Source organism: Halalkalibacter oceani (assembly GCF_040544555.1).
Classification (GTDB): domain Bacteria; phylum Bacillota; class Bacilli; order Bacillales; family Bacillaceae_D; genus Halalkalibacter; species Halalkalibacter oceani.
Genome location: NZ_JBEPKD010000004.1, coordinates 1 through 17,072, shown reverse-complemented (window position 1 = coordinate 17,072; position 17,072 = coordinate 1). Strand labels below are relative to the sequence as shown.

The 17,072-nt window shown below is 44.7% G+C and carries 16 protein-coding genes and 1 CRISPR repeat array; of the genes, 13 read left to right on the top strand and 3 right to left on the bottom strand.

Translation table 11 applies throughout. The features are described from left to right. Positions 1-7 precede the first annotated feature (7 nt). From phnM to ABMB67_RS06575, 9 genes are all read left to right on the top strand, one after another. On the top strand, positions 8-1,186 hold the full coding sequence (gene phnM / locus ABMB67_RS06615) for a phosphonate metabolism protein PhnM (protein ID WP_354571434.1): 1,179 nt from the start codon (positions 8-10) through the stop codon (positions 1,184-1,186). 63 nt (positions 1,187-1,249) lie between these two features. After that, entirely contained in the window at positions 1,250-1,969 is a 720-nt protein-coding gene (locus ABMB67_RS06610; protein ID WP_251223274.1) for a phosphonate C-P lyase system protein PhnL, read from the top strand. An 84-nt stretch (positions 1,970-2,053) separates the two neighbouring features. Then, positions 2,054-3,079 carry a PhnD/SsuA/transferrin family substrate-binding protein gene (locus tag ABMB67_RS06605; RefSeq protein ID WP_354571433.1) on the top strand — a complete coding sequence of 342 codons (1,026 nt, stop codon included), beginning with the start codon at positions 2,054-2,056 and terminating at the stop codon, positions 3,077-3,079. A gap of 22 nt (positions 3,080-3,101) precedes the next feature. Then, on the top strand, positions 3,102-3,890 hold the full coding sequence (gene phnC / locus ABMB67_RS06600; protein WP_354571432.1) for a phosphonate ABC transporter ATP-binding protein: 789 nt from the start codon (positions 3,102-3,104) through the stop codon (positions 3,888-3,890). Continuing rightward, a complete protein-coding gene (locus tag ABMB67_RS06595; protein WP_251223175.1) occupies positions 3,880-4,665 on the top strand; it encodes a PhnE/PtxC family ABC transporter permease in 786 nt (261 codons plus the stop codon). The genes phnC and ABMB67_RS06595 overlap by 11 nt, the downstream gene beginning before the upstream one ends. Before the next feature lie 17 nt (positions 4,666-4,682). After that, positions 4,683-5,519 (top strand): PhnE/PtxC family ABC transporter permease, encoded by an 837-nt coding sequence (locus ABMB67_RS06590; protein ID WP_251223273.1) that lies wholly within the window; start codon positions 4,683-4,685, stop codon positions 5,517-5,519. A gap of 150 nt (positions 5,520-5,669) precedes the next feature. Then, a complete protein-coding gene (locus ABMB67_RS06585) occupies positions 5,670-6,296 on the top strand; it encodes a pyridoxamine 5'-phosphate oxidase family protein (RefSeq protein WP_354571431.1) in 627 nt (208 codons plus the stop codon). Between the two features lie 264 nt (positions 6,297-6,560). After that, positions 6,561-7,472 carry an alpha/beta hydrolase gene (locus ABMB67_RS06580; RefSeq protein WP_354571430.1) on the top strand — a complete coding sequence of 304 codons (912 nt, stop codon included), beginning with the start codon at positions 6,561-6,563 and terminating at the stop codon, positions 7,470-7,472. 2 nt (positions 7,473-7,474) lie between these two features. Next, positions 7,475-8,377 (top strand): aldo/keto reductase, encoded by a 903-nt coding sequence (locus ABMB67_RS06575; protein ID WP_354571429.1) that lies wholly within the window; start codon positions 7,475-7,477, stop codon positions 8,375-8,377. 101 nt (positions 8,378-8,478) lie between these two features. Here ABMB67_RS06575 and ABMB67_RS06570 read toward each other — a convergent pair whose 3' ends face one another. Then, positions 8,479-9,540 carry a tartrate dehydrogenase gene (locus ABMB67_RS06570; protein WP_354571428.1) on the bottom strand — a complete coding sequence of 354 codons (1,062 nt, stop codon included), beginning with the start codon at positions 9,538-9,540 and terminating at the stop codon, positions 8,479-8,481. A 3-nt stretch (positions 9,541-9,543) separates the two neighbouring features. Then, positions 9,544-10,464 carry an alpha/beta fold hydrolase gene (locus ABMB67_RS06565; RefSeq protein WP_354571427.1) on the bottom strand — a complete coding sequence of 307 codons (921 nt, stop codon included), beginning with the start codon at positions 10,462-10,464 and terminating at the stop codon, positions 9,544-9,546. 129 nt (positions 10,465-10,593) lie between these two features. On the opposite strand from ABMB67_RS06565, the gene ABMB67_RS06560 reads away from it, so the two are divergent. Next, positions 10,594-11,451: a LysR family transcriptional regulator gene (locus tag ABMB67_RS06560; protein ID WP_251223169.1), complete on the top strand. Its 858-nt coding sequence runs from the start codon at positions 10,594-10,596 to the stop codon at positions 11,449-11,451. 246 nt (positions 11,452-11,697) lie between these two features. After that, positions 11,698-12,799: direct repeats of the CRISPR family, unit length 32 nt; unit sequence ATTTCAATCCACGCACCCATAAAGAGTGCGAT. A 189-nt stretch (positions 12,800-12,988) separates the two neighbouring features. Here ABMB67_RS06560 and ABMB67_RS06555 read toward each other — a convergent pair. Continuing rightward, positions 12,989-13,750, bottom strand: a complete 762-nt coding sequence (locus ABMB67_RS06555; protein WP_251223168.1) for a (S)-benzoin forming benzil reductase — start codon at positions 13,748-13,750, stop codon at positions 12,989-12,991. 153 nt (positions 13,751-13,903) lie between these two features. On the opposite strand from ABMB67_RS06555, the gene ABMB67_RS06550 reads away from it, so the two are divergent. The 3 genes from ABMB67_RS06550 (at position 13,904) to ABMB67_RS06540 (ending at position 16,974) form a co-directional block, all read left to right on the top strand. Further along, entirely contained in the window at positions 13,904-14,200 is a 297-nt protein-coding gene (locus ABMB67_RS06550; protein ID WP_251223167.1) for a hypothetical protein, read from the top strand. Between the two features lie 209 nt (positions 14,201-14,409). Continuing rightward, positions 14,410-15,426, top strand: a complete 1,017-nt coding sequence (locus ABMB67_RS06545; protein WP_354571426.1) for a LacI family DNA-binding transcriptional regulator — start codon at positions 14,410-14,412, stop codon at positions 15,424-15,426. 210 nt (positions 15,427-15,636) lie between these two features. Further along, on the top strand, positions 15,637-16,974 hold the full coding sequence (locus ABMB67_RS06540) for a GntP family permease (protein WP_251223165.1): 1,338 nt from the start codon (positions 15,637-15,639) through the stop codon (positions 16,972-16,974). Positions 16,975-17,072 lie beyond the last annotated feature (98 nt).

Sequence of the window (17,072 nt, the reverse complement as noted above, 5' to 3'; positions counted from 1 at the left end):
AATGCTTTTGTATGTAATCACAAATGGAAGATTGATCACCGAGGATACGGTGTTGCACGGCTATGATCTTTTAATTGAAGAAGACCGGATCGCCAGAATTGCTCCAATTGGGGAGATCAAGTTCAGGGAAGGAATGGAAATCATTGATGCGGGAGGCGGTTTTGTTTCTCCTGGCTTTATCGATATTCATTCAGACTATATTGAGCATATGGCAGCCCCTCGTCCAACGTCGCTGATGGATTTTAATTTGAGCTTAAGAGAAACAGAGAAGGAATTAATCGGGCACGGGATTACGACAATGTTTCATTCTCTTTCGCTTTTTAAAGGAACGGAGTATGAATACAAACCGATTCGCGAGCCGGAAAATGTCCGGAAATTTATCGATTTAATTGAGCAGAGTCATAAAACGAAGCATCTTGTCCGCCATCGGTTTCATGCCAGATTTGAGATTGATAATATCGGTGAGGTTGATAATCTAAAGCGCTACATCGCTGAAAAGAAAGTCCATTTAGTTTCCTTTATGGATCATACGCCGGGACAGGGGCAATACCGTCATTTAGAAATTTATCGTCAAACGGTAAAAAGCTATAACAATGTGAGCGACGCCTCGATTGACGTGATGATTCATAATCACCAGACGAAGGAAAAGCTTTCGATGGAGAGCATGCAGGAAATCGCCGAGCTTGCTCACGAGCACCGGATTGCGGTAGCTTCGCATGATGATGACACACTTGAAAAACTGGAGCTTGTCCACAGCTTCGGTGCGACGATCAGTGAATTTCCAATCACGCTTGAAGTGGCTGAAAGAGCGCGGGAGCTTGGGATGTATACGATTGCCGGGGCCCCGAATGTTCTGCTCGGCGGATCGCATAGCGGAAATCTTTGCGCGGCAGAAGCCATTCAAAAAGAGTCAATTGATATATTGTGCAGCGACTATTATCCTGCGGCGATGCTTCACTCTGTCTTTGCCCTGGTTGACAAATATGGAATGGACCTGGCGGAAATGATGAAGCTTGTCACGATCAACCCGGCTAAAGCAGTCAAAATGGATCATGAGATTGGCTCTGTTCGCGAAGGGAAAAAAGCCGACCTGCTCATTATTGAAAAAATCAGCGATCAGTTTCCAGTTATTACGAGTGTCTTTGTCGATGGACAACTGATTCAGAAAACAAACTATCGGATATAAAGCTTGTTTCCAGCTTCTGAAGAGGTCGCAGCTGGGAAAGAAATAAGAAAGCGGGTGAGCATGTTGGAATCTCTTCTGGAAATTAAAGGGTTATCGAAGTCGTTTGACCTCCATAATTTAGACAAGCATATCCGGGCGGTCAGCGATATTGATATTCAAGTGAAGGAAGGCGAATTTGTCGGTATTACCGGGAAAAGCGGAAGCGGAAAGTCGACGATTTTAAAGTGCCTCTACGGCACGTACCGGATTCAGGAAGGAAGCATTTCGTACGAGTCGAAAGCTTTTGGCCCGCTTAATCTGGCTGAGGCGACCGAGCGGCAAATGCTTTATTTACGAAAGCATGAAATCGGCTATGTGTCCCAATTTCTAAATGTAATGCCAAGAACGACAGCGAGGCAGCTTGTTAAGCAGGCGATTTTGGAGATGGGAGAAAATCAGCAGCTTGCAGAATTGGAAACTGAAAAGATTCTCGCCCATTTTGAATTAGATCCAGCCTTATGGGACAGTTACCCAGCTACGTTTTCGGGAGGTGAAAAGCTCAGGCTTAATATTGCAAGAGCGATGGTCAAAAAGCCGCGGCTGCTTCTGCTTGATGAGCCAACCGCAAGTCTTGACCAAGAGTCGAAAATGAAAGTTAAGCTTCTGATTGAACAGCTGATGAAGGAAGGAACGACGATTTTGGGAATTTTTCATGATCTTGAGTTTATGAATCATCTATGTGACCGTGAGTATAACATGCAAGATGGAGTATTCTCTTATTCTACCAAATTTACTAACTTTTAATAATTGCTAATATCGTCTTAATAGTAGGTTGACAATTACGAGCTATAGTAGAATGGGAAATTAAAAAAGTGAGGAGATTTTATGATGAAAAAATCATTGCTATATGTACTGACGTTCATTTTGCTATTCATTGCTGGTTGTTCTTCTTCAGGTATAGCAGGACAAGACAGTATCACAATTGCCTGGCTTCCGAATGAATCCGGCACAGATTTGACAGACACACGTGATGAAATTGGTAGAATGATTGAAGAGAAGACGGGCGCAGAAGTTACGCATCAAACGACAACGGATTATATTGTGGCGATCGAGGCAATTGCTAACGGAAATGCGGACATGGCTTACTTAGGGGCGCAAGGGTACATTGAAGCGAAAAATAAAAATGACCAGGTTCTTCCGCTCGTCGTCCCGTCCGGTGAGTCCGGTACGTTGGACGACGCGATTTACTATAGCTGGCTTGCTGTAGAAATAGAAAATGCTGATGAGTACAAAAATGGTGATGAGTTCGCGATTGACAACATCCAAGGAAAGAGATTCTCGTTTGTCTCAAACAGTTCAACCTCAGGCTTTCGGGTTCCTTCCACTGGAATTGTCGATTATTTCAGCGAACAGCCTGGCTTTGAAGATGTAACGGCAGACGATCTGCTTGAAGGTGGCGACAATCATTTCTTTAGTGATGTACTGTATGGCGGTTCTCATCAAGGTTCAGCGGTCAATCTGCTATCTGGGAATGTCGATGTTGCTGCATTTTGTGATACATGCGTCAATAACTACGTTGAATTGATCGAAGGCGAAGAAAACCGGCCGGGGGCGATTTATAAAGTAAGAGAGGACGCGGCAGAGCCGTTCAATACGGTAACAGGGAAAGAATTTATCCTTATTTCCGTCACTCCTGTGTTAAACGCACCATTTGTCATTAATGGGGACAACATTAACGAAGAGATGCAAGCAGAGCTGCTTGAAGTTATGACATCTGATGAGGTGGCGAACAATGAGAAGATTTTCGTGCCTGAGGACTCAGATTTTTCCGGATTGTTTTCAAAAACAGCGGACGAGCGTTTAGTTGAAGTTGAGGACGCCTGGTTTAATCCGATTCGCGAGCTTTCTAACTAAAAGGATAAGAGGAGAGTTAACTATGACAGCCTTACTTGAAATCAATCATCTGTCCAAACAATTTGGAAATGATACAAAGGCATTATCTGATGTTAGCTTCTCCGTCAACGAAGGAGAGTTTGTTTCCATCATCGGTCCATCCGGTGCGGGGAAATCGACTCTCCTCCGCTGTATCAATCGGATGATTGATGCCTCACACGGAGAGATTACCTTTGATCGGATCGACGTCATGAATGTTAAAAAGAAGGACTTAAAAAAGGTGCGAACGAAAATCGGAATGATTTTTCAGCATTATAATTTAGTGAATCGCTTAAGTGTGATCGAAAATACGCTTCATGGAACGCTTGGGAAAAAGTCAACTTTAGCGGGGGTTCTCGGCCTATACAGTCAGGCGGAAAAAGAGCAGGCGATCAGAATTTTGTCGCTTCTTGGGCTGGAGGACTTCATCTACAAACGGGCTGACCAGCTGAGCGGAGGTCAGAAGCAGCGCGTCGGCATTGCGAGGGCGCTCGTTCAGGATCCGCGGATGCTTTTATGCGATGAGCCGATTGCCTCACTTGATCCAAATTCGGCAAAAACAATTATGGATCATCTCCGGACGGTTTCAACAACGATGGGGATCACTGTTCTCGTCAATCTTCATCAAGTCGATGTTGCGCTGAAATATTCGGATACGATTATCGGCATTAACAAGGGCCAGGTCGTCTACAATGGAACCCCGAAAGAGATGACAAAAGAAGACATTCAGCAAATTTACGGATCCGAGGCTGAAGATCTAATCTTTGACATAGGAGGCATCCATGCAAGCTGATTTTTTTGCACGAAAAAGGAGAAACACTCTCGGATTTCTGCTCGTCTTAGGGTTGATCACACTCGGTGCGATCCTCATTACTGAGTATAATATTGTCAGAGGGTTTGAATCATTTCCGCGGGCTGTTATATGGGCACTTGGGAATTTTTATCCGACGCAGGAATCCTTATCGCGGCTGCCGGGTATTTTAAACAGTTTAATTGAAACGCTGCTCGTATCGATTGCGGCGACAACGCTTGGTGCGATGTTTGCGCTCCTATTTGCTGTACTCGGTTCAAACACGACTCGCGTCAATGCGTTCTTCGGTAGTATTTGCCGCGGGATCGCGACGGTCTTTCGGAATATTGATGTGGCAGCCTGGGCGATGATTCTGCTTTTTTCCTTTGGTCAAAGCTCATTAACCGGCTATTTCGCCCTGTTTTTTGCTTCGTTTGGTTTTTTAACAAGATCCTTTGTCGAAACGATTGATGAAGTAAGCGGGGGTTCGGTTGAGGCATTAAGAGCGACTGGAGCAAGCTATTTTTCAATCATTGCCCAATCGGTCGTTCCATCCAGTCTTCCGCAAATGATCAGCTGGGTTCTCTTTATGATTGAAACGAATGTCCGCAGTGCGACGCTCATTGGCCTTTTAACAGGTTCCGGCATCGGGTTTACCTTTAATCTGTATTACAAAAATCTGAATTATGATATCGCCGCCCTTGTTGTAATTGCGATTGTCGTCGCCATTCTCCTTATTGAAGCCGTATCAAATTATGTAAGGAGGGTGATTTTATAGTGGGTGCCAAGGAGCAAATGATCGGAGAAAAGCCGCTGCTTCCTTCAGGAAAGCGCCTGAAAGTTAAAGTCTTAACGAAGTCGACGATTGTGATCAGGCTGACGCTGTTGACGCTGGCGTTCCTGACGGTCTATGCTTTTTTCAGCTTCGATTACAAGGAAATCAATTTTTTTGAGGCGTTGCTTATCACATTCGCGAACTTGAAAGCAATGTTTGTTGAACCTCATTTTCAGCATTTTACGTTCGGACATGCGGTTCATCAAGTTTTTATTACACTGGGTCTTGCTTTTTTAACAACATTATTTGGAGCGATCATCGCTGTCTTTCTCGGCCTGCTGGCCGCCGAGAATTTAACGTCAAAGCGCGTCTCTGCCGTCATTAAAGGTCTTGTTGCTTTTATCAGGGCCGTACCGACCGTGTTATGGGTTCTTATCTTTGCTGTCGCCGCAGGGCTCGGCAGTGTCGCCGCCGTCATCGGCATGACATTTCATTCTGTCGGCTATTTGGTGAAAGCTTACTCAGAATCCTTTGAGGAGCTTGATAAAGGAGTCGTTGAAGCGTTGCAGGCGAGCGGAGCAGGCTTTTGGCAAATCATCTTTCAGGCTGTCATTCCATCCTCCCTCACCTATATGATTTCCTGGACATTCCTGCGCTTTGAAATCAATTTCGCCGTTGCGGTGGCGATGGGAGCGGCCGCCGGAGCCGGAGGAATCGGCTTTGACATGTTCATGGCAAGTAATTTTTACCTCGATATTCGCGAAATCGGCACGATTACTTACTTTATCCTTATCATTGCCGTTATGCTCGAGATCGTCGCCACACAGTTTAAGAAAAAATTGAAAGTAAATGGATGAATTGAGACGGGGTGTGTTAAAAAGGAGGCTTCCTTTTGACACATCCTGTCTTTTTTAATGAAAAAATTGAAAGAATTCCATTATAATAAGAGGTGAGTGATAGTATGATAGTGATTAATTAACAAAAGCAGAATAAAGAGGAGGGGTTGGATGGCTCATCAACGATTTCGTCAGACGATTGATTCCGAGGAAGAACTTCGTGAAATTGTCGGGTTTCCGAGTAAACTGGTCAAGAACAAGGTGATTTCTCATTTGGACAGCCATTGTAAGGAGTTTATAGCAAAATCGCCATTTTTGCTGATTTCCACCGCTGATGAGGAAGGCTTCTGTGATGTGTCCCCGCGGGGAGATAAGCCGGGATTTGTTTATATTCTTGATGATAAGCATCTCATTATCCCGGAAAGACCTGGCAATCGGAGAATCGACTCGATGCGCAACATTTTATCTAATGCCAGAATAGGGCTGATTTTTATTATACCCGGCATGGAGGAAACGCTGAGAGTTAATGGAAAGGCGACATTGGTGAAGGATGAAGATCTCCTTGATAAAATGAAAGTGAACGAGCGCCAGCCGCTTTTAGCAATAGGCGTGGAAGTGGAGGAGTGCTTTATTCATTGTGCCAAAGCATTTAAGCGTTCAGGCTTGTGGGATGCTGACTCCTGGCCTGAGAAAGAAACACTGCCATCAGCTGCCAAGATTTTATCGGCCCACTCCAAAATTCCAAATGAAGATGTTGCCGATTTGCTTGAAGAAAGCTATACGAAGCGGCTTTATTAATGGAGGCTGAGGATTTACAGACAGGTTGGACGACTTGTCTGTAAATCCTTTTTTTGTTTTTGACTGGGAGGGTGACCAAAGATGCTATTGGGGCAGTGCCTTTTCTTTTCACGGTTGTTTTAGTACGATTGAATAAGAGGATTCTGCCAGCAGGTGCTGGAAAACCTCCTTCGGCTTAAGGGACGAAAATACATAAGAGTGGAGGCAAAAAGCTTCTATATGGATGCGCATATGGTGAAACAGGCACTCAACAGGATAACATCAATGTCTCCGGCATTTGCTGAGGAACAGCCGGAGCTGGCCGAGGCGATCGCCCAATATCGGGCCTTTTATCATTTGCCGGCAACTCAATGCACCCATCAATACGGCTATATCACGACGACAGGGAAGCAACGAGTATTCGTCCAGCGCTTCGCTCCTGATAGCAAGGGGAAGCAGGAAACGGTGCTGCTGCTTCACGGCTATCTTGACCATCTCGGTTCTTTGTCGAAGACAATTCACTTTTTAGTGGAGGAGGGCTATACGGTCGTCGGCTTTGATTTGCGCGGGCATGGGCTTTCGACGGGGGACAGAGCAACGATTAAACAGTTTAAGGAGTACGAGGCTGACCTTCATTGCGTTTACGAGCAGGTTCTCGCCGGTAGACAGCCTGTCCATTTGCTTGGCCACAGTACCGGGGCAACGGTCGGGCTGCATTATTTGCAGAGGCGAAGAGAGGCGTTTGACAAGGTTATTCTGATTGCGCCGCTTTTGCGGCCGTATATGTGGCGGCTATCGACGGTAGGTATGGCGTTTGGCAAACGCTACATAAAGAAGCTGAAACGGGTCTTCACAAAAAATTCCACTGATCAGGCCTATTTAACTTTTACAAAAGCTGATCCGTTGCAGGAAAGGAAGCTTCCGCTTGATTGGCTGGTGGCGTTGAAGCAAATGATTGACGGAGAAAACAAACGGCATCCTGCAGACGAGGAGCTTGTTTTTTTAATGATACAGGGTGACAGGGATCGCACAGTCGATGGACGGTACGGAAGAAGCTGGGCGATCGCCCATTATCCGCAGAGCACATTTGTGTTGATGAACGGCGGCAGGCATCAGCTTTTGAATGAAGAAGCGGTGATCCGTACTCAGACTTTCAGATTGATTGCACACTATTTACGCCATAAACAGGGGGAGTAAGCATGGAACGAATAAAGTTGGCCGAAGATTTGTCTTTCTCACGGCTCGTGTACGGGCTGTGGAGGCTGGCGAATTGGAAGCAATCAAGCGGACAGACTCTTGATCTGCTGAAATATGTTTATGAACAGGGCGTTACAACATTTGATCACGCCGATATTTATGGAAGCTATACATGTGAAGAGCTGTTTGGAGTTGCTCTTGCCAAGGAGCCATCCTTGCGGCAAAAAATTGAAATTGTCACGAAATGCGGGATTGTTCTCCCTTCGCCGCAGCGACCGAACCATAAAACGCATCATTATCATACATCCAAGTCCCATATTATTGCCTCGGTGGACCAGTCGCTTAAAAATTTGCAGACGGATTATATTGATGTTCTGCTCATTCACCGGCCTGATCCGCTGATGAATCCTGAGGAAGTGGCAGAAGCCTTTGAGACACTAAAGAAAGACGGGAAAGTACGTTACTTTGGTGTTTCCAATTTCAAAAGCGATCAGCTGACGATGCTGCAATCGTATGTGTCAGAGAAGCTGGTGACCAATCAGGTCGAGCTTTCTCCGCTCGTTTTGGAAAACATCGAGGACGGGACAATGAATGCTTGTTTGGAGAACAGGCTCGTTCCGATGATCTGGTCACCGCTCGCCGGCGGCAAGCTTTTTTCGGACATGAGCGAAAAAGGAGTGCGCGTCCGTGAAGCGTTAACAGAGGTGCAGAAAGAGATTGGTGCCGGCTCGATTGATGAGGTCGCGTATGCTTGGATTTTGCGTCATCCGGCTAAGACAATGCCGATTATCGGCACGCAGAAGAAGGAGCGGATTCAAGCGGCAATCAATGCGCTGCAATATGAGTTAACTCTTGATCAATGGTTTGCGATTCTTCACAGCTCGCTTGGCCATGAAGTGCCGTAAGAGGGGGAGAGAAAGCTGGTAGAACTGGGCCAAAAGGTAAATAAACAACCTTCTGGCCCAGCTCTCATGTGTAGACCGGAAACGCTGCCAGTTTCAGTGCTTTACCCGAGCTTCTTCAATCGGGCGATCAGTTCATTTGTCACTTCATTTGTCGAGAAGGTACCGCCGAGATCAGGAGTGGTGATCTGATCAGCGAGAAGCGATTCAATCGTAGCGAGCAATGCTGAGCCGAGCTCTTCCTCGCCAAAATGGTCGAGCATCATTTTCGCTGTCCAAATTTGTCCGATGGGATTGGCCATTCCTTTCCCGGCAATATCGGGCGCTGAGCCATGAACCGGTTCGAACATCGATGGATATTTGCCGTTAACATTGATATTTGCTGAAGGGGCGATACCGACGCTACCCATGATCGCCGCGCCAAGATCGGTCAAAATATCGCCGAATAAATTGCTTGCCACGATGACGTCAAAGCGATGCGGGGCGGTGACGAAAAAGGCGGCCAGCGCATCGATATGCTGTGAATCCGTTTCAATGTCAGGATAATCACGAGATATCTCGCTGAAAATCCGGTCCCAGAACGGCATTGTATGAAAAATACCATTTGATTTTGTCGCGCTTGTCAGCTTTTTGCTGCGCTTTTTCGCCAATTCAAACGCGTAGCGCATCGCCCGCTCCGTCCCTTTGCGGGAGAAGATCGCATTTTGAATGGCGATTTGGTCCCCACCTTGATAGATTTCGCCGCCTACTGAACTGTATTCTCCTTCACTATTTTCCCGGACAACGATCAAGTCAAAATCGTTTGGATTTACTAAAGGAGAGCGCAGCCCGTTTAACAGCTTGGCCGGCCGGACATTAATCACCTGTTCAAATTCCCGGCGAATCGTCAGCAACAGTCCCCATAATGAAATATGATCGGGCACGACTCTGGGATCGCCGACCGCCCCTAAAAAGATGCTGTCAAAATCGGTTAACTGTTTCAGCCCGTCATCAGGCATCATTTTACCGGTCTCTGTATAATATTCGCAGCTCCATGGAAAGCGAGTGAATTCGAACGAAAGACCGCCATGAAGCGCAGCAATTGCCTTTACTACTTCCTCGGCCGCGGGGACGACCTCTTGGCCAATTCCATCTCCGGGGATACTTGCTACCTTAATCGTTTTCATTTTCTATGACTCTCCTTCGTGAAAAAAGTTTTGTAAAAATGGTAATAGCTCCTGGAGAACGGCTTCGGGCTGTTCCTCAGGCACATAATGTCCACAGTCGGCAATTGCTTTTCCGCTAACGGTCGTTGCGACCTCTTTCCAGTAATCGAGTACGGGTTGATCGGCTAAATTTCCATGATCACCCCATAATAGCAGGCAAGGCTGTGTCAGTTTTCGCTGAACTTGACGCTCCGCCCGATACTTTGGCAAATCGACTTCATAGGTGGCGCGGTAGTCATTTAGCGCGGCCTGATAACCGCCCGGCTCCTTCCAAGCCCGGAGGTATTCCTGCCACACACCCTCTTTTTTTAATTGCTTGAGCAGTTCCGGGCTGCGGTTAAATAAAAACTGCAAATAAACTTCTTCGCGGCCTTCGATTAATGCTTCAGGCAAGTCAGGCACTAATTGGAACGTCCAATGCCAATATTTTTTCGAGGCTGCCGAAACAGATAGCTGATCATAAATTAATTCCAGCGGAAGAATATCAATAAGGCTAAGGGCGGCGACGGTATCTGGATAATCAAGGGCAAAGCGTCTTGCCACCCTCGCGCCGCGATCATGGCCGACGAGCGCGATTTTTTTTAGCTGCATGGAAGCGATCAATTCGTAAACATCACGTGCCATCGTTCCTTTATCATAGCCGTTCATTCCTTCCGGTTTCTCCGAATCGCCATAGCCTCTTAAATCGACAGCAATGACATGATAGCGCTTTATTAATTCAGGAATGAGATAACGCCACATCTGCCAATTTTGCGGGAAGCCATGTAAAAGGACGACCGTTTGATGATGCTGTTTTCCTGCTTCCACATAGTGAAGACGCACACCGTTTACAAGTGCATACTGCTTAGTAAGTCCTGCTTGCTGAAGGTTTTGCCAATCATTCATTTGCTAAATCACCTCACATCGTAATAGCTTGCTAGGTACAGTCTATCTCGTTTACTATATAATTAAAAATGATTCATTTTGAATAATTCAATCACTTTTTTTGATGGTTATAGGGAAGGGGAGTTAAAGATGGATATGAAAGATCTGCTTATTTTCAAAACGCTCGCCGCTGAACAAAACATCACAAAAACAGCGGAACGGTTGAACTATGTCCAATCGAATGTGACGGCAAGAATGAAAAAGCTGGAGACAGAACTCAACACACAGCTGTTTTATCGTCATCCACGCGGCATCAGTTTGACGGGGAAGGGAAAATTATTATTAAAACAGGCCGAGGAGATTTTGCTGCTTGTCAACGAAACAAAAAAAGCGATCCAGGATTCAGACGAGCCCCATGGCTCGCTTTCCCTAGGAACAAATGAAACAGCCGCCGCGGCCCGACTGCCGCAGCTGTTGGTGAATTATAACGAGCAATTCCCGAATGTCGAGCTATCCTTGCGCGTCGCGTTAACGACACAGCTCATCCAGGATGTGCTTACACATAAGCTGGACGGAGCTTTTGTCATCGGGCCGATTGAAGACAATAAGTTGGAAGCCATCCCAATCTATCAAGAGGAGCTTGTGATCATTTCCAATGCAAAGCAAGACATTGAGCTAAGCGCAAAAAATATCTTGACGCGTCCTCACTGTCCATATAAAACAAGACTCGACCGCTGGTTTGAGACAAATCAAATTTCTCCAGGGAATCGGCTGGAGCTCAGCACCTTGGAAGCGATTTTACATTGCATCGAGGCAGGTCTCGGCATAGCGATTTTACCAAAATCGCTTGCCACCCAGCAAATCAATGAGGGAACGCTCACCGTTCATACCCTTCCCCCTGAAGAGCAAACAGTCGATCTCTTTTTCATTCATCGAAAAGACATTTATCTGGACCAGGCCTACCGCTCCTTTTTACGTTTAATCAAAGAGGAAGAACATAGCAACTAACGCTCTGCCCCTGTAACCCGTCGCATTTTTCTGAGCGGCGGGTTGTTTTTATTTGGTTGAGTGAGGGGAAGAGCGGAGTAAACGGTGGAGGGGAAAAGAAGCTGTAAGATCCTAGCCATCCATGCCCCTGCCAAAGAATGCGATATGACACTGTTGATACTGATTTACTAGATTTCAAATTTCAATCTACGCACTCCATAAAGAGTGCGATTTAAAGTACGGCAAAGGGGTCCCTGTGTCAGCTGAATTTCAATCCACGCACCCATAAAGAGTGCGATCCGAATTGTCATTAACCAGGTGCTGAAGGAGACGATATTTCAATCCACGCCCCCATAAAGAGTGCGATGGGTTTAAGTTTTGGAGTAAGGATCAAGAGCCAAATTTCAATCCACGCACCCATAAAGAGTGCGATCGCAAGTCATTAAGCAAGCTCTACAAGAGCAAAAATTTCAATCCACGCACCCATAAAGAGTGCGATGAGCGCTGGATGGTCACGAAAAGTTCGCTAGGAGATTTCAATCCACGCACTCATAAAGAGTGCGATTTTGTATGCCCTGTACTGTGAATCATTTCATGGAAATTTCAATCCACGCACTCATAAAGAGTGCGATGCCACAGCTCACCCACCTGCTTGAGAAAGGGCACGCATTTCAATCCACGCACCCATAAAGAGTGCGATGATATTGATTGATGCTGGAATAGCAAAGACCAAGATCATTTCAATCCACGCACCCATAAAGAGTGCGATAAAGCTATGGCTGGAGTAAGAAAGCTGAAACATTAATTTCAATCCACGCACCCATAAAGAGTGCGATTGATTACATCGAAGCGTTTGGATTTAGCAGTGTTATTTCAATCCACGCACCCATAAAGAGTGCGATAACAAGAAAGGAAACGGATAAAAAAGCGACAGAGAATTTCAATCCACGCACCCATAAAGAGTGCGATTCGAATAATCCAACATGCTCTATTAATACAGATTATTTCAATCCACGCACCCATAAAGAGTGCGATGGGCGATTATTCTACCCTTGGCAATTCCTTCAGTAAATTTCAATCCACGCACTCATAAAGAGTGCGATTTAACGTAGTGCCAACTCGAATTCCTGAAGGTAATATTTCAATCCACGCACTCATAAAGAGTGCGATCGGATAATTCCAGCTCTGATCAGCCGCTCGCACGTATTTCAATCCACGCACTCATAAAGAGTGCGATGTGCGAACATAACGCGGATTATAACGCGGCAAAATTTCAATCCACGCACTCATAAAGAGTGCGATGGTCGACAGACTATATAGAAAAGGTTGAATTAAACATTTCAATCCACGCACTCATAAAGAGTGCGATAGCCCGATTTCCCCTAAAAAAAGGAAAAACAGCGCTGGTGAGTACTTTTTATTAACTTTTCTTGGTAATAGAATAGCATATTCTTGTTTGGTGTTACATATTTTTTCATATTTCAGTCTTTTTTTGGTGCGAGTGATCCGGGGTTTTTATGTGCGCTTGGGGTTCGCACCGGCTACCCACTATGAAAAGCTAAGAAAGATATTTGCTGATGTCGGTCACTTTGCCGTCGGGGAAATCATTTGATTCGAGCAGATCGACAATCACTTTGGCGACCTGATCTGGAGCAAGGAGCTTTCCTTCTTCCTTATAGCGGCGGAACGTATCGACATGAATGAAATCATTTTTATCGATTGAGCGGATTTCTCCTTGCATCGCCGTGTCCATAATACCCGGGCCAAAGGAGCAAATCTTTGCCGGGTGAGCGGCTTCCGCTTGTTCGACGGCGACGTTGCGGCTGAATAAATCAAGTCCGGCCTTCGCTGCGCCATAGCAGCTCCATCCGTAAATCGGACGCTGGCCGGCGCCGGAAGAAACGTTGATAATGCGTTTGTCTGCCGGACTGTTTGCGGTGTGCTTGAGAAATTCGGCGGTCAAAAGCATTGGTGCTGCGAGATTAACGTTTACATTTTTCTGAAGCTCCTCGCTTTCGACTCGCTCTAATGGGCGGGCGGGAGCGAGCAGTCCGGCGTTGTTGATAAGATGAATTTGCTTTGCTTCATCCAGTTCAATGGTGGAAAAAATCTTGTCCATTAACGCTGGGAGTGCAGAAACATTGCTTAAATCGACGGAATAGAAATGGTAGCCGATGTTGTGCTGCTCGGCGGCTTGCTTGATCTCTTCATTTTCGTTCCGGGAGATACAAATTAAAGTTTGTGCTTCTTTTGTGAGGAGCCGTGTAGCAATTGCTTGTCCTAATCCTCTTGATGAACCGGTAATAATGGTGTAATTCATCTTGTCCTCCTATTCTGAGACTGAGAAATTATTTCTTGATTTCTCTTTTAGTTTAACAGATTAAGGGAGAAGAGTTGATAATATGAACAAATGTCTTGATTCTTTGGCCGCTTTTTGTATAGTGAGAAGAGAAAGAAAAAGAGGAGGGGGAAAATGAATCTTTTTAAAGCGCATTTTGTTCATCCGTATACGCAGGTTCCATTAATTGTTTACTTTAATGAAAGTGATGGACATGTGACCTTTGAGAAAGATCAGGAAGTGCTCGACATTTTAATGAAAATGGAAAAGAAGATCGGCAAGGACCGGAAGTTTTTACGTGATCTTCATCGTACGAGTCACATGTGTAAAACCCAGTATCCGGTCGCTTCTTTTCAGGACGTATTTGACTTTTTGGAGGGGCTAGGTGTTGATAAAGAGGATCTGACCTTTCAGCAGCTTTATGTCCATTAATTCGTTTTCTAAGCCCCGCTGGCTTTTGTCCTAGCGGGATTTTTTTTGCGGTAAGAATACAGATACTAAATGCTATAGAATATATAGAGTCAAGTGTATTAGTTTAGTCGAATTTTCAGAATTCATTTTAGGATTTGATTGACAGGTGAATTGAGAAACAGTACAATGACGATAAATCTAATCGATTAGATCTGGAGGTTTTCTTTGATTTGGCAACGATAAAAGATATAGCGAAAAAAGCAGGAGTTTCAGTCGCCACAGTCTCCTATGTCCTCAATGACAGACCTGTGAGCGAAGAAAGAAAGACAAAGGTTTTAAAAGCAATTGAAGAATTAAACTATGTTCCGAATGAAGTAGCAAGAAGGCTTCGCGTCAAGAAGAATAATACCATTGCAATGGTACTGCCTGACATTATGAATCCTTTTTACCCTGATTTGGCGAAGGGCTGTCAGGATGTCGCCAGAGAAAACGGTTACACTTTGCTTTTATTCAACACAGAAGATAAGCAGGGACAATTTGCCGGCATAATGGTTCAAGTACGTAAAGGCGGAATAGATGGTATGATACTGGCAAATGCTTTGGAGAAAGATATTGAACAAGTAAAGAAGTTAATGGATACTTCCTTTCCTATTGTACTTGCCCACAGAGGGATAGAAGGTCTGGAGGTAGATTCAGTAACGGCTGATAACTTTTCGGGAGGCTACATGGCAGCGAAGCACCTGATTACTGGCGGCCATGTGAAAATAGCCTTTATTGAGGGGCTGAGAGGTTCTGCAGTAAGTGCTGACAGGAAGAAAGGCTTTTTGAAAGCAATGGAAGATGCAAACCTTGAAGTCAAGCCGGAATGGATAGTCTGGGGAAATACCGAATATCAAAAAAGCTATGAGGGAGCTAAGCGGTTATTGGAGCTACCCGCTGATGAAAGACCTACTGCCATTTTTTCCAGCTCTGATTTTATGGCACTCGGGGTAATTGATGCGGTTAAAGATTTAAACCTTTCCATCCCGGGAGATATAGCTGTTGTCGGATTCGATGATTTATTTATTACCTCATTTCGCTTTGTGCAACTTACGACCGTTCATATACCAAGGTATGAAATAGGCAGACGGGCTATGGAGCGATTAATAGAGAAAATCAATCAAAAAGATAAAAAAGATGATATCCAAAATGTTGTTCTTAGTCCAAAGTTAATGATCAGACAAACTTGTGGGGTTGAAAAAGGGTAAATGGTGTAAAGCCATTTCTTTTTCTCAGTCATTTCTAATCGATTAGATTTAATGAAAGCGCTTATATAAAAGGGGGGATGCTTAGAGGAATAATGACATTTTAAAGGAACGGAACATTGGCAAGCGATAGGATGGGTGTTGGTGGATAATATGAGCGTGAGGACAATGATTTGAAAGCTTAAAATTATTTATTGGTGGGAGGGTTGTGCTATGGTGGCACAGTCATGGATAGCCTTTTGGCTGCTTATATGTATGTTCTTTTTAATATTTATGATCGTTAAAATGAAGATTCATCCCTTTCTTTCATTGCTATTTGTGTCCATATTTTTTGGTTTGGCAAGTGGACTTGGGATAGAACAAACGCTTGATACGATTCTTAATGGGTTTGGTTCGATATTGGGAAGTGTAGGGATCGTCATTGTTTCAGGAATAATCATCGGTGAAATCCTTACGGCAACAGGGGGAGCTAAAAAAATTGCTCAATTTATTCTAGGTATTATCGGTAAAAAGAAAAGTACGCTAGGTACGAATGTCTCTGGAGCCGTCGTTTCTATCCCTGTATTTAGTGACTCCGGATTTGTGCTTTTAAACCCAATTATAAAATCCCTTTCTAAAGTCGGTAACATTCCTTATGTGTCCTTAGCTACAGCGCTGATGGCGGGCTTGATGACAACTCATGTGTTGATACCGCCTACTCCGGGGCCCATCGCAGGAGCTGAACTTTTAGGAGCCGACCTTGGGAAGTTTACGATTTATGCCCTCATTGTAGCCATACCTATTGTCATCGTCACTACTTTATGGGCAAACTCTAAGTTTCTAACGCGAAAATATCCGAAGATCATGGTGGAAGAGGATTTAGAACAATCTGATGAGTCAGAGAAAACAATTGTCCACACTCCATCGACTTTTCGCTCTTTTCTGCCCATCATCGTCCCTATTATTTTAATTATTGGCCAATCTTTCTCCAGTCAGTTTCTTTCGGGTGATTCTTTGCTCATAAGCATTATTATTTTCATTGGTTCCCCTCCAATTGCTCTTTTAATAGGGGTGTTACTGGCGTTTTTGCTTCCTAAAAAATTGGACGGAGAAGTGACAGATACGTGGGTTTCTAATGCTATTGAAAAAAGTGCCAATATCTTGCTCATTACAGCGGCAGGGGGAAGCTTCGGAAGCGTGCTTAAAGAAACAAATATCGGTGAGTTTCTAGGCGGGGAGGTATTGGCTCTCGGTTTTCCTGGATTTTTAATTCCCTTTATCATTGCCGCCTTAACAGTTACGGCTGTTGGCTCATCCACTGTAGCTATTACAACTGCTTCAGCGATTGTTATGCCGCTGTTAGGTGATTTAGGCATCAGTCCAGAGCTCGCCTTATTAGCTGTAGCTGTCGGTTCGTTAACAGTTATTCATACTAATGCAAGTTTATTTTGGATGGTTGGAAAAATGGGAGGAATGGATCTCAAACAAAGCTATTGGGCTGTTACATTTACTACATTGATTATGGGGATAACCGGAATTATAGCTGTAGGAATTCTCTCTTTCTTTATTTAAATTAAGTGAGTCAATTTCATAATTTGAACCCTTAGTCTCGCAAGGTTTTCAAGGCACGAAAAAAGGAGTACCTCCCCAAAAGTCGAATGAGTTAAGTG